At 42.6% G+C, this 13,198-nt stretch carries 12 protein-coding genes; 8 read left to right on the top strand and 4 right to left on the bottom strand.

Features of this window, described 5'->3' with window-relative positions; genetic code table 11:
- Positions 1-2: 2 nt before the first annotated feature.
- Positions 3-1,550: an ATP-binding response regulator gene (locus IEY03_RS03895; RefSeq protein ID WP_188840050.1), complete on the top strand. Its 1,548-nt coding sequence runs from the start codon at positions 3-5 to the stop codon at positions 1,548-1,550.
- Between the two features lie 217 nt (positions 1,551-1,767).
- On the opposite strand, the gene IEY03_RS03890 is transcribed toward IEY03_RS03895, so the two are convergent.
- Both IEY03_RS03890 and IEY03_RS03885 read right to left on the bottom strand, forming a co-directional pair.
- The gene (locus IEY03_RS03890; RefSeq protein ID WP_188840049.1) at positions 1,768-3,093 is read right to left on the bottom strand and encodes a M20 metallopeptidase family protein; all 1,326 of its coding nucleotides are present in this window, start codon (positions 3,091-3,093) and stop codon (positions 1,768-1,770) included.
- 240 nt (positions 3,094-3,333) lie between these two features.
- Entirely contained in the window at positions 3,334-4,773 is a 1,440-nt protein-coding gene (locus tag IEY03_RS03885; RefSeq protein ID WP_188840048.1) for an MBL fold metallo-hydrolase RNA specificity domain-containing protein, read from the bottom strand.
- A gap of 121 nt (positions 4,774-4,894) precedes the next feature.
- Here IEY03_RS03885 and IEY03_RS03880 point away from each other — a divergent pair, with 121 nt between their 5' ends.
- The 3 genes from IEY03_RS03880 to IEY03_RS03870 all read left to right on the top strand — a co-directional run bounded on the left by IEY03_RS03880 (position 4,895) and on the right by IEY03_RS03870 (position 7,923).
- The gene (locus IEY03_RS03880; protein WP_188840047.1) at positions 4,895-5,530 is read left to right on the top strand and encodes a flavin reductase family protein; all 636 of its coding nucleotides are present in this window, start codon (positions 4,895-4,897) and stop codon (positions 5,528-5,530) included.
- A 309-nt stretch (positions 5,531-5,839) separates the two neighbouring features.
- The gene (locus IEY03_RS03875; protein WP_188840046.1) at positions 5,840-6,826 is read left to right on the top strand and encodes a DUF4382 domain-containing protein; all 987 of its coding nucleotides are present in this window, start codon (positions 5,840-5,842) and stop codon (positions 6,824-6,826) included.
- Between the two features lie 77 nt (positions 6,827-6,903).
- A complete protein-coding gene (locus IEY03_RS03870; protein WP_188840045.1) occupies positions 6,904-7,923 on the top strand; it encodes a phosphotransferase in 1,020 nt (339 codons plus the stop codon).
- 9 nt (positions 7,924-7,932) lie between these two features.
- Here the strand turns inward: IEY03_RS03870 and IEY03_RS03865 are convergent, their stop codons facing one another.
- On the bottom strand, positions 7,933-8,841 hold the full coding sequence (locus tag IEY03_RS03865) for an AraC family transcriptional regulator (protein WP_188840044.1): 909 nt from the start codon (positions 8,839-8,841) through the stop codon (positions 7,933-7,935).
- Positions 8,842-9,041: 200 nt separating this feature from the next.
- Here IEY03_RS03865 and exaC point away from each other — a divergent pair, with 200 nt between their 5' ends.
- From exaC to IEY03_RS03845, 4 genes are all read left to right on the top strand, one after another.
- On the top strand, positions 9,042-10,562 hold the full coding sequence (gene exaC / locus IEY03_RS03860) for an acetaldehyde dehydrogenase ExaC (RefSeq protein ID WP_188840043.1): 1,521 nt from the start codon (positions 9,042-9,044) through the stop codon (positions 10,560-10,562).
- Between the two features lie 180 nt (positions 10,563-10,742).
- Entirely contained in the window at positions 10,743-11,111 is a 369-nt protein-coding gene (locus tag IEY03_RS03855; protein ID WP_188840042.1) for a response regulator, read from the top strand.
- Between the two features lie 165 nt (positions 11,112-11,276).
- Positions 11,277-11,840 carry a DJ-1/PfpI family protein gene (locus tag IEY03_RS03850; RefSeq protein WP_188840041.1) on the top strand — a complete coding sequence of 188 codons (564 nt, stop codon included), beginning with the start codon at positions 11,277-11,279 and terminating at the stop codon, positions 11,838-11,840.
- A gap of 89 nt (positions 11,841-11,929) precedes the next feature.
- On the top strand, positions 11,930-12,247 hold the full coding sequence (locus IEY03_RS03845) for a ribbon-helix-helix domain-containing protein (protein WP_188840040.1): 318 nt from the start codon (positions 11,930-11,932) through the stop codon (positions 12,245-12,247).
- Positions 12,248-12,273: 26 nt separating this feature from the next.
- On the opposite strand, the gene IEY03_RS03840 is transcribed toward IEY03_RS03845, so the two are convergent.
- Positions 12,274-12,975, bottom strand: coding sequence for an SDR family NAD(P)-dependent oxidoreductase (locus IEY03_RS03840; RefSeq protein ID WP_188840039.1), 702 nt, complete (start codon positions 12,973-12,975; stop codon positions 12,274-12,276).
- Positions 12,976-13,198: the final 223 nt, after the last annotated feature.

Raw genomic sequence — 13,198 nt, 5'->3', positions numbered from 1 at the left:
TTATGCAATTGAACCAGATGACAGCAATGATTATCGAAGACATGGATGCAATGCGTAATATTATGGTTGAACAACTACGCCAACATGGTTTTGGACGCGTATTACCCGTTGAAAATAGCCGACGCGCATTAGAAACTCTCGAAAATAATAACGTAGACATAGTACTGCTTGATTGGATTATGCCCGGTGGCAACGGCATTGAAGTATTAAAAACGATGCGTGCCAACCCTCAATGGCACTCGATTCCGGTCATTCTGGTTACTGCTCACACCAACCGAGACATGGTGACACAAGCCATAAAATATAATGTGTCTAACATTATCGCCAAACCCTTTACGGCAAAAGCATTGCAAACAAGGGTGTTACAAGCCTTAAAAGCTGAACGCAAAAATCTATTTGAACAACTTGCGCCAAAAGATCCCGATGAAATGCCAACTCAATCACTCGTGGATGATACCAATAGCATTTTAATTGTAGATGACGTACCTGACAATTTGGCATATTTGGTAGGTTTATTAAAAGATGATTATAAAATTCGATTTGCCAAAAATGGCGCTGCAGCCTTAAAAATTTGCCAATCTGCCACACCACCAGATTTAGTGTTACTTGATATAATGATGCCAGATATGGATGGCTATCAGGTACTGAAAGCCATGCGAGAACATCCACAATCTGATCAAATCCCAGTGGTATTTGTTACAGCACTCACAGAAATTGAGCATCAAGTGGCTGGACTAAAAGGCGGTGCAATCGATTATCTTACCAAGCCCATTCAGCCAGATATTTTAAAGTTACGGGTTAAAAACTTGCTGACCACAGTCAATTTACAACGCGGCCTACAAGCTAATTATGACAATATACTGGCGATGGCCAAGCTTAAAGACAGTGTTGAAGATATTGTTCATCACGACTTAAAAGGCCCATTAGTGTCGATAAGTGCCATGGCACAGCGTATTGCGCAAGACAAAAGCTACCCAAAAGAGTTACAAACCAAAATCAGCCAAATTGAAGAGATGGCACAGCAATCAATTAACACTATCAGCTTATTTTCAGTGTTATATAAAATTGAATCAGGTCGATTCCAATTATCCCCAGAGCGCTTTTCAATCCACAATATCATTAAACGTATTTTGAACGTGATGCATGTTACTTTTCACCACAAAAAACTGGTGGCATATCAGATCCCTGATGAAGACCCGAATCAAGAATTTTATGTTATGGGTGATCCAATTTTAACTTATTCATTGCTACTAAACTTGATAAAAAATGCCTTTGAAGCCGCCAAAATCAGCACAAAAGTAGCCATTCATTTTGAATCGGATGACAAAATGGTCAATGTTAAGATTGAAAATACTGGCGTAGTACCCGAAGAGATACGTGATACTTTTTGGGATAAATACGTATCATCTGGTAAATCTAAAGGCTCAGGGCTGGGGACATATTCAGCTAAAATACTCACCCAAGCTCAAGGCGGCACAATTGAGTTATCCATTGATGACTTACAAAATTTAACCAGTATCACGGTATCTTTACCTGTGGCAAAAAACTGAAATGGTTAACCTTAATACCCTATTTAACCTCAACTTAGGCGAAGATATAAACAAAATAAACTTTAAACATCTATAATTCAGCAGCTTACAACCAACATTGAATTTATACTGATATCTAGGCGAATGAATACGTCATGATTGACGCAATGCGATCTCTAGCCAACCCCTTTGCACATCTGATTATTTAATGCCTGCAAGGATACAGGCACGGATATCATTATTGATTAAACAAATCCATCGCTGTGCGGGTCATGGCTTTCACCCCCGTTGCGATAGTGACGGGGTAGTCTGGGGCAAACTGGCTTGAATGCAATGACGGTAAGCTTATCCCCTTTGTGACACTGTCAGCATACAATGTGGGTTCCACCGCCCCTAACCAAAACAGTGTAATGGGCACTTTTTCTGCGGTTCTTCCATATAAGCCAAAATCTTCACCGGCCATCACAGGCGGCGCTATTTCTACATTATTCGCGCCAATTTCGGCTTCAATACTGGCTTTTACTTTTGCCGCTAATGTTGGGTCATTATAGGTAGAGGGAATAGTTTCATCGTCATGTACTTTCACTTCAGGCATTAAATCTTCAGGCAAACCGGCACTGATTGCAATGCCTCTAGTTATACGCTTAATCGCTTCAATTTGTTGGGTTCTCACCTCTGGATTGTATGAGCGTAGGGTTAGCTGCAACATGACTTCATTTGAAATAATATTATGCTTCGAGCCACCATGAATAGAGCCCACGGTCACCACATTTGGCTCAAGCGGAGAAACCTCACGGCTAGGAATAGTTTGCAAAGCAAGTACGGTTCTAGCTGCCAACACCACTGGATCTATAGTGGTATGTGGGTAAGCACCATGACCGCCTTTACCTTTGATGTGAATATCAACTGAGTCAACATTAGCCAGTGCATAGCCGCTTACTACGCCTACTTTGCCTGCGGGTATGCTGGCACTCACATGCAAACCTAACACTGCATTTGGAGTCGGGAATTGACTAAATAAGCCTTGTTTTAACATCGCTTTAGCACCGCCACCGACTTCTTCAGCGGGTTGAGCGACCATCATAAGCGTGCCTTTCCAATCAGCTTTATGTTGTATTAACTGCTGAGCCGTACCGATTAAACTGGTCATGTGTATATCATGACCACAGCCATGCATGATGCCAACGGTATTGTTGTTAGCATCCACAGTGGTTGCTTTTGAAGCGTAAGGTTTACCGGTTTGTTCAATGATCGGTAAACCGTCTGTATCAGCACGGATCATGATGGTTGGCCCAGCTCCATTTTCAAAAACTCCCACAACACCGTAACCACCGAAGTTTTTGGTGACCTTGAAACCTAATTTCGCCAGCTCTTTTGCCATACGTTCACTGCTGTTTTTTTCTTGATATGACAACTCAGGATTTTGGTGGAGATAAAGGTATAATTTTTCTAATTGCGGCAAAGCCTTAGCAACTGGAGTCTCAAATGAAGATGCTGCCACATTTACAGCTATCAGTGGGCTAATTGATACCGAAACCGCTAAAGCAAGTTGGGCTAATTTCATTTATATGCTCCTGAATCCTAATCTGGTGATTATTGGCTAATGATTCACTCTAAACGAGGAGGCAGGATAACACCAGCGACGCAAATTGCACTGATGTATTCGGTACTTGCCTATTCAGCAGCTCATCAACTTCAATCTGGCTATGCTAAATCTCAACTCGATGCCACTGAGTTTATGCGAATGACAAATTTCACTAAATAATGCGCAAGCCCCGTTATCAACGCCAGCTTCTGTGCATATTTAAGGCACCCAAACCAGTTCAGGCAGCGCCGATAAATCTAAACAATTGCCCTTTTCAACAATTACCGCATGCTGAGGGGCAAGAGCCGGTTCGGCGGTTAACTCATCAATTAAGATTTGCTGTGATTCAGGTTCACCATGCACTAGCACTATCGGTGGTTGATTGTCGAAATGACGGTACCAACGCAATAACTCTGCTTGATCCGCATGGGCAGATAACCCCCCAATAGTATGAATACTGGCCGCTACCTTTATACTTTGACCATGAATAGTGAGCGTTTCTGCGCCATCAACCAATAAGCGCCCTGGCGTTCCCAGCGCTTGATAACCACAAATAATAATATCTGCGCCCTTACGCACAAGGTTATGGGCTAAGTGATTACGAATACGCCCGCCATTACACATGCCACTGCCAGCAATAATAATGAGTCCTTCATGAATATCATTAAGCTCGATAGACTCTTCTGTACTACTGGTAAATTCGGCAGTAGATAATAATGGATGTTGGCCTGGCGATAAGCGAGTAAAACGCTTAAAGTCATCATCCATCAATGGGTAATTATTGACATACACCTGAGTCGCTTTTATCGCCATCGGGCTATCAAGACATATTCGCCAGCGTGATAAATCCCATTCTTTGGCATAAATATGGAATAAATACAGTAACTCTTGCGCCCGTCCCACTGAAAAAGCAGGCAGTAAAATATTGCCACGGCTTTTATGAATGGTGGTGGCGAAGATGCCTTTAAGCTCAGTCAGGGTATCTTGCCAACTGCGATGCTGACGGTTGCCATAAGTGCTTTCCATCATGACTAAATCGGCATGTTCTATCATGGTGGGATCTGACAAAATCGGCATGCCTTCACGACCAAGATCGCCGCTGAATACTAACTTTTTTTGTTCAGCTTGCTGACCCAGCCACAGCTCAACAACTGCAGAACCTAAAATATGCCCCGCATCGGATAGTGTCACCTCAATATCATCTGTCACCGCAAAACGTTGACCATATTCTAAGGCGACAAACTGGGTTAATACCTGATCCACATCGTCCTGGGTAAATAAGGGTTCAAGCGGTGTTAAGTCATTTTTAGCGCGTTTTTTATTTTGCCTCTCTGTATCCCGCTCTTGCAGCATAGCGGCATCTTTCAGCATAATAGCGCACAGCTCCGCCGAGGCTTTATGGGTATAAATTGGCCCAGTAAATCCTTGCTTTGCTAATAATGGTAAGCGACCCGAATGGTCAATATGAGCATGACTTAATACGACAGCACTAATCAGTTCAGGCCGAAAATCAAATGGGTCACGGTTACGCAACTCGTCCGCCTTACCTCCTTGAATTAATCCACAATCAAGCAATACAGCTTGCTGGTTAACTGTGATTAAATGACAAGAGCCAGTCACCTCTTGTGTCGCGCCTAAAAATCGCAATGTCATCTGCATGCCAACCTCCAGTTTGTATGTTAGCTCTGATGATTTAATATTAGGCTGTTCACAACAAAAAGGCGGGAGCCAGTTCATAAATGTTCAAAAAACTACAACCACAATGATAAGGAACTGACTAATGACTCAAGAAAATCGCTATTTTTATCAACCAAGTCAGGGGCATGGATTGGCCCATGACCCGCTTAATGCCATTATTAGCCCGCGCCCAATTGGCTGGATATCTTCAAAAAATGCTCGAGGTCAGCGTAATTTAGCGCCTTATAGCTTTTTTAATTGCTTTAACTACACGCCACCAATTATTGGTTTTGCCAGCACCGCTTGGAAAGACAGTGTCGCCAATATTGTCGAAACCGGTGAATTTGTGTGGAACTTAACCACCCGAGAATTGGCTGAAAAAATGAATCAAACCTCTGCGCCTTTACCCCGCGGGGAAGATGAATTTGCTTTTGCTGGATTAACCCCTGTGCCGAGCCAATTGATAGGGGTGGATAGAGTCGCTGAAAGCCCAGTGAACTTTGAGTGTAAACTCACTCAGTGCATCCAATTAAAAGATGTTAATGACCAAGATATTGATACTTGGTTGGTGCTAGGGGAGGTAATTGCGGTTCATATCGCCAAACACCTGATTGATGATGCTGGTATTTACCAAACAACATTAGCGCAACCTGTGCTAAGAGCGGGCGGCCCATCAGCCTATTACGGTATTTCAGAAGACAACAGATTTGATCTGAGCCGACCGCTGCTCAATAAATAGTATGCTATCCTATATAAAAATATACTTTGCATATTCCATTATAGGGTTTGTTGAACGGTCAAAATCGTTTGTTAAGCGAGTTATCCGCTTTTCATAAAAAACAGAGACTTTGTGGTGGGTGATTCGCAGTGAAATAGCCAAAAACACGGCTAAATACTTCGACTACAAACATGTTGCTTATGTTGAAGGCTATTACTTAGATGACGTGGTGTTTATGCATTCACCTCAAATTAGTACCTTGTTAATTTTAACGAATTAAATAATTAAAAATCAACAGCTTATGAAAAAAACGCATTAAAGAGATATCACATGAATACAAAAAAAACGACGCTATCAGTTTGCCTTATTACCTCGTTACTTATGGGTTGTGGTGGCAGTGATAGTTCTGAACCAGAACCAGCCAAAACAGCAATGGTGACATTTTCAATCGCTGATGCTCCTGTCGATAGCGCAAAAGAAGTCAATGTAAGTTATTTATCATTGACCTTAAAGCGTGATGGCCAAGCCGATATTGATATTCCATTCGTCAATGAAAATGGTGTTGAGGAAGTCCAAAAAATCAATCTGCTTGACTATCAAAATGGAGACAGTTTAGTTGTTTTAAGCAACATTGAGTTGCCTGTTGGCACTTACCAAGAGCTCATTATCAATACCGCAGGTTGCCCACAAAACCAAAATGGTGCAACGGATGCTTGTTACGTCGTTGAAGATGATGATGCCATTTTACCGCTTAAAACTCCCAGTAATAAGTTGAGACTTGGCAGTTTTAGCGTCTCTACTGAAGGCGTTCAGGCCTATACTATTGATTTTAATCTTCGTAAATCTTTAGTCAGTACTGCCAATGGCCAAAGCTATAATTTAAAACCTCACGGTGTGACCATTATAGATAGCGCTACTGTCGGTGCAATAAAAGGTACCGTCGACCCAAACCTATTTAGTGCGGGTACTTGTGCAGCGGACATGGGTAATGTTGTATACCTTTATCAAGCTCCTGTAGCGCAAGACAGTGTGTTAGGTGATGAATTTGATCCAGACATTGATAGTTCAGCACCAACTAACGTTATCGCTCCATATGCATCAAAAATGATCACCCTTAGCGATACGGCGAATGAGTACATCTATAGCTTTAACCATTTGCCAAGCGGGGATTATTTAGTTGCATTCAGTTGCAGCGCAAACGATGATGATCCCGAGCAATATGATGCCATTTTAATTGCGGATCCTACAGATCAAACGCATTCTGTTACCCTGCAACAGGGAGAATTGGCTACGGTCAATTTTGTTGAAGTCATTTAATTTTTACCCAAAAAGTCAGGAGTTCACCTCCTGACTTTTTATGAGTTCAATCATTGCAAGATTCAGTTGGCTGCTCAATGACATTGTCCGTAGATCTCACACGTCGAATACTATCAGCACTAAACGCACGACAAATAAATGAATGCGAGCTTATTCAGCCTCTTTGGAGTGGGTATGGCGAGCTATTTAGAGTACAGTTAACGGATTGCCAACATAAAAGTGTCATTGTTAAGCATATCCGATTACCGCTGCATAAAGCTCACCCTAGAGGGTGGGATACTGATTTATCTCACCATAGAAAACGACAATCGTATCAAATAGAAAGCCATTGGTATCAGCATTACGCTAATCTCTGTAAGGCTGACTCTTGTGTGCCCAAATGTCTATGGATTGAAACAACTGAGCACGAAACACTGCTCATTTTAGAAGATCTAGCCCAACTTGGTTTCAGCGAAATTAATCCTCAACCTAGCAAAAGCGTGATTCAAGCCTGTTTAACTTGGCTGGCGCACTTTCATGGCCAATTTATGCAACAAAGTGGTGAGGGATTATGGCCAATTGGCAGTTATTGGCACTTAACAACAAGGCCTGATGAACTGGCCGCTTTGCAAGATATTCAGTTAAAAAACGCGGCAATACAGCTGGATAGTCGACTCAACAATTGCCCATTTCACACTGTAATACATGGCGATGCCAAACTCGCTAATTTTTGTTTTTCATCAGATCTCACCCAGGCCGCGGCGGTTGATTTTCAATACACGGGTAAAGGGTGCGGCATGAAAGATGTCGTCTACTTTCTCAGCAGTGTCATCTCATTTAATCAACCCACAACCAGTATCGAACAAGCTGTTAAGCAGTATATTGACTTTTACTTTAAACAATTAGCCATCAGTACTGTCCACTACCACCCGACTATCGATTTCGCACAACTCGAAAACACATGGCGTCCGCTATATGCCATTGCCTGGGCTGATTTTCATCGGTTTATCAAAGGCTGGAGCCCTGAGCATCCTAAAATAAATGCCTACTCTGAAAAATTAACCTTAACAGCATTGGCGCAATTAGCCACTGAAAACAATGACACAGCTAAGCAATAGATGACTTGGTTAACTGTTTAAGTGACGCAGTTTATAGTCGGTGGGGCTCATGCCATAGCACTGTTTAAACAAGCGGCTGAAATGGCTCGCACTATGGTACCCCAGTGAAAAACACACTTGGGTAATTTGCTGTCCTTGGGCAATAAATTTAGCCGCCTGTTTAAGCCGAAGCTGTTGCTGAAAAGCCATCGGCGTACAGCCAAAGTGGTTTTTAAATTGGCTAAAAAACTTGCTGCGACTCATGCACGCTAAGCGGCATAGCACATCAATGTCTAATCCTTCATGCAAATGGTTTTTCATATACTGCAATACCGAGTTCAGGCCATTAAATTCAGGATTTTGCTCACTATGAAGTAATAGAAAATCGCGAGTTTGAAAGCGCAATAATCGAATCACTAATTCTGAAATGGCTAAATCGATTAAGCAACTCCTGTCTTGGTCGTTTTCAGTAAAGATTTGCACCATACGCTCAAGCAGTGCCTGGGTTTGTTGATTATGGTGGGTGTGAACAACGGATTGTTGGTACTTCCAGTGACCGTAGGGCTTATCGAGTGGGGAACGCATTTGCAGTTTTTCTGCCACCTGATTGACTTTATCTGTCGCTATTTCAATGGCTAAACAGGTCGTTGGCTGATGAATTTTCGCCTCTGGAAAATCAATCTCTACCGCTTGATTTGGGGCCATGATGAAGGATTCATGCGGGTAAAAAGCCGCCTCATAATCATCAACCGAGTGCATGACTTTTTTACCCGTCACCATGCCACAAAATAATAATTGATCTGACTTCAACGCCACCCGTGACGCTTGCTCAAAAGTATCGTAAATACTCAGCTCAGCCTCGGGGGCCGCAAAAGTCAGTTTATTTTCCACCAGCACCTGAGGTGTGGCGCGTTTTTGTTGTAAACATCCTTTGATCATCGTTTCACCTATAGCAGGGTTATACCTCGCGAATATAACAATCCCGTACAACAATCCTTGCTATCGGTGACAACATAAAACACAGGTTACATAATCAATTGTACTGTGAGTCAACAGCTGTGGATTTTCAGAATAGCGCTCTTCTCAACATTTGTTCTAGGTTAATTAGTCATCCCAAAAATACAATTAGAGGAAAGTATATGATTTATGCAGCACCCGGCGAAACAGGATCTGTCATCACGTTCAAAGCTGTCTATCAAAACTACATCGGAGGCCAATGGGTAGAACCTGTAAATGGTAAATACTTTGATAACATCAGCCCTGTTAATGGCCAAGTTTTCTGTAAAATTCCACGTTCAGATCAGCATGACATCGATTTAGCATTAGATGCCGCCCATAAAGTTAAGGCCACCTGGGGAGCAACCTCGGCTACGGAGCGGTCAAATATTTTACTCAAAATTGCCGATCGCATTGAGGCAAACCTGACTCAACTTGCGGTGGCTGAAACCTGGGATAATGGTAAAGCAGTACGCGAAACCCTCAATGCGGATATTCCACTTGCCGTTGATCATTTTCGATATTTTGCCGGTTGTCTTCGTGCCCAAGAAGGCTCAGCGGCAGAAATTGATGCCAATACTTTGTCTTACCATATCCATGAGCCTTTAGGCGTCGTCGGCCAAATTATTCCTTGGAACTTCCCTATTTTGATGGCGGCCTGGAAACTCGGACCAGCATTAGCAGCCGGAAACTGCGTGGTATTAAAACCAGCAGAACAAACCCCAGCATCGATTTTAGTGCTAATGGAAATCATTGGTGATTTATTGCCAGCAGGCGTGCTGAACATAGTCAACGGCTATGGCGCCGAAGCTGGCCAGGCCTTAGCCACCAGTAAACGTATCGCCAAAATCGCCTTTACGGGGTCAACGCCTGTCGGCTCCCATATTATGAAATGTGCCGCTGAAAACATCATTCCTTCTACCGTAGAGTTAGGAGGTAAATCACCAAACATTTTCTTCAATGATGTATTCAATTTTGAAGATGAATATCTCAGTAAATGTATTGAGGGTGCCGTGTTGGCGTTTTTCAATCAAGGTGAGGTGTGTACTTGCCCGTCAAGACTCTTGGTACAAGAAGATATTTACCCACAATTTATCGAAAAAATCATTGAGCGCTCTAAAGCCATTAAACGCGGTAATCCACTAGATACCGACACCATGGTTGGCGCGCAAGCTTCTGAAGAACAATTCGATAAAATCATGAGCTATATCGCTATCGGCAAAGAAGAAGGCGCTGAAGTCTTGCTCGGGGGAGATGTTGAAAGTCTCAGTAGCGCCTACCAGGATGGGTTTTATATTCAGCCGACGTTATTAAAAGGCACCAATAACATGCGTGTGTTTCAGGAAGAGATTTTTGGCCCGGTGATTTCAGTCACCACCTTTAAAGATGAAGCAGAAGCACTGGCCATGGCTAATAACTCTGAATTTGGTTTAGGTGCAGGAGTTTGGACGCGCGACATGAATTTAGCTTATCGTATGGGACGTAAAATTGAAGCCGGAAGAGTGTGGACTAACTGTTATCACATGTACCCAGCCCATGCTGCATTTGGAGGTTATAAAAAATCGGGTGTCGGTCGTGAAACCCATAAAGTGGCACTAAACCATTACCAACAAACTAAAAACTTGTTAGTTAGCTACGATATCAATCCGTTAGGATTTTTCTAATCAGATAAGCCACTTCCACTTACTTTTATCGTGGCTTGTGGTTATTCACTGCACAGGGCTGATGTCATTCAGCCCTGATATTATTGTCACCATTGCATCAAAACTGCCTAGGTAACACACTGGATTTTTGGCTAAAATTACCTACACTGTAATCAATACGGTTAATGAAACAGGACAGGTATGACGGCTAAAAAAATATTAGTAATTGATGACGATCCCATTTGCTCAGGCGTGTTATTGGCCATTATTGGTGATGAACACCAAGTTATCTCTGCTAACTCGGGTTCCAGCGCGTTAGAAATTCTCACCACATTCAAACCCGATCTCATTTTACTTGATATTAATATGCCTAATATTAATGGATACCAAGTAGTGAAACTGGTAAAAAATAATCCGCTCACCTCCAACATCCCGATCATTATTATCAGCAGCCTTGCAGAAGATTCAGACAAAGAATTTGGCTTAAAAATTGGCGCTGATGATTACCTAACAAAGCCTATCATGCCTGATGCCATTGAAACCACGCTCGCAAAATATTTAGACCATTAACCAACCCGAATTAAAACGGAAGCATTTTTGCTTTCGTTTTAATTACTTGCGCCTTAATCAACACCAGGTTATTCATCAGCCTTCATTTGTAGTATCTGATTACTACCACTGTATTTTTTGGCCCAGTACAGTGAGAAAGTAATTTGAATCTAAATGGAGTTTATGATGGCTAAAGTATTAATTATTGCGGGCGATTTTGTCGAAGATTATGAACTGATGGTGCCGTTTCAAGCATTACAAATGGTCGGGCATCAAGTCACTGTTGTGTGTCCAAATAAAGCGGCAGGTGACACTATTAAAACCGCGATCCATGATTTTGAAGGCGATCAAACCTACACCGAAAAACCTGGGCATTTATTCTCATTAAATGGGGATTTCAATGATATTCTCGAACCTCAATTCGATGCCTTACTCATTCCAGGTGGCCGCGCGCCAGAATACCTTCGTCTTGATAAAAAGGTCATTGCTTTAGTGCAAGCTTTTGCTGCCAGTCATAAACCGATTGCGGCAGTGTGTCATGGTGCTCAGTTATTAACGGCGGCAAATGTAGTGCAAGGTAAAAAGATATCGGCCTACCCAGCTTGCGCCCCTGAAGTCACTCAGGCTGGAGGTGAATACTGTGAGATCGCCGTTTCCGAGGCCATTACTGATGGTAATTTTGTCACAGCACCTGCATGGCCTGCGCATCCAAATTGGTTAGCACAATTTAGTCAATTGCTAAGCCGCTAATTATCAACCTAAAAGTTTCAGGTTTGGATTGCATCAGCATATATAATCCGTCACGATGGACACGATAAGCCAACGTGACGGAGCATCATATGTGTGAAATTTATTCTGGAGCTGAACCTGAACTATTTGCATCACAAACCCGATCTATTCGCATTGACGGTGTGGTCACTAGCATTAGGCTTGAAGCGGTTTTTTGGCAAATTATTCAACAAATCGCTGAAGAAGCCGATTTATCCATCGCCGAATTTCTCACCCGAATTTATCGTGAAGTCATTATTAAACGCGGCGAAATCAATAATTTTAGTTCTCTTTTACGCGTTGCCTGTACCACTTATTTGAATCAGGGCAGCAGAATCACCTTAACGTCTTCTCAAACAGAAAACGATTTCAGGTCACAGCAAAACTAACTCGCCTTACCCCAGCCCCTACCCAACTATGCTCGGTTAATCGTAATATCGGCAACATAGCCATGCTGAGTGCTCACTAAAGCATGTTTAAGCATATCAGCGGCTTCAAGCGCACTCATAAAGCTAGAGGTATCTAGGGCTTTGCCGCTGGTTGGCCAAAAACCTGTATCCATTCCACCTGGATACACTGCGATAATTTTCATTGGGCTACCTTTTAGTTCAAGGCGCACAGACTCAATAAATCCTCTTACAGCCCATTTAGCTGCGCAATAGGTAGACTCTCCCGCTTTAGCTGACTGGGCGGCGGTCGACATCACCACCACCACATTCACGGCTTGATCTCGATAGCGTTTCACAGCCTCACGTACCAGCATAATGGCTGACATAATATTGTTTTGCAGTAACTCAGCGATAGCTGCTGGGTTCTGAGTTTCAATAGCGCCAAAATAACCACTGCCAGCACAATGAATCACCGTGTGTAATCTTGATGGAGCTTGTTGTACTTGTTGTTTTTGTTGCGCTTGCTCGACTTGATCAAAAAGGGCGGATACACTAGCATCAGAGGTTAAGTCGGCAGTAATAGCACAGGTGTTTGCTCCCAGCGCTTGCGCTATGGCATCCAAACGCCTTGTATTACGCCCTGAAATAATCACCTGTTGATTATCGTCGGAGTAACATTTGGCTAATGCCGCCCCTAACCCACTGCTTGCACCGGTAATCAAAATCATAATTGCCTCTAAAATCAAACGAAAACAAGGGGTATTTATTCTATCGCAAACCTCAAAAACAAGCCTGATAGAATTGATCCGCCAGCAAATGGTGTAAAGTGCCACTATGACGTTATATCAAACAAAAAGCATTTATACCTAAACAACCTGAAGATGTTCGATTTCAGCAAGAATTTACACGCGTTTAGGCAAGGCATTGATTGCGGGTAATGGTTATTCCCTT

Source organism: Shewanella aestuarii (genome assembly GCF_014647215.1).
In the GTDB taxonomy this organism is placed as follows: Bacteria; Pseudomonadota; Gammaproteobacteria; order Enterobacterales; family Shewanellaceae; genus Shewanella; species Shewanella aestuarii.
Note: the sequence above shows the minus strand (reverse complement) of the source record. Positions and strands in the feature narration are given on the sequence as shown.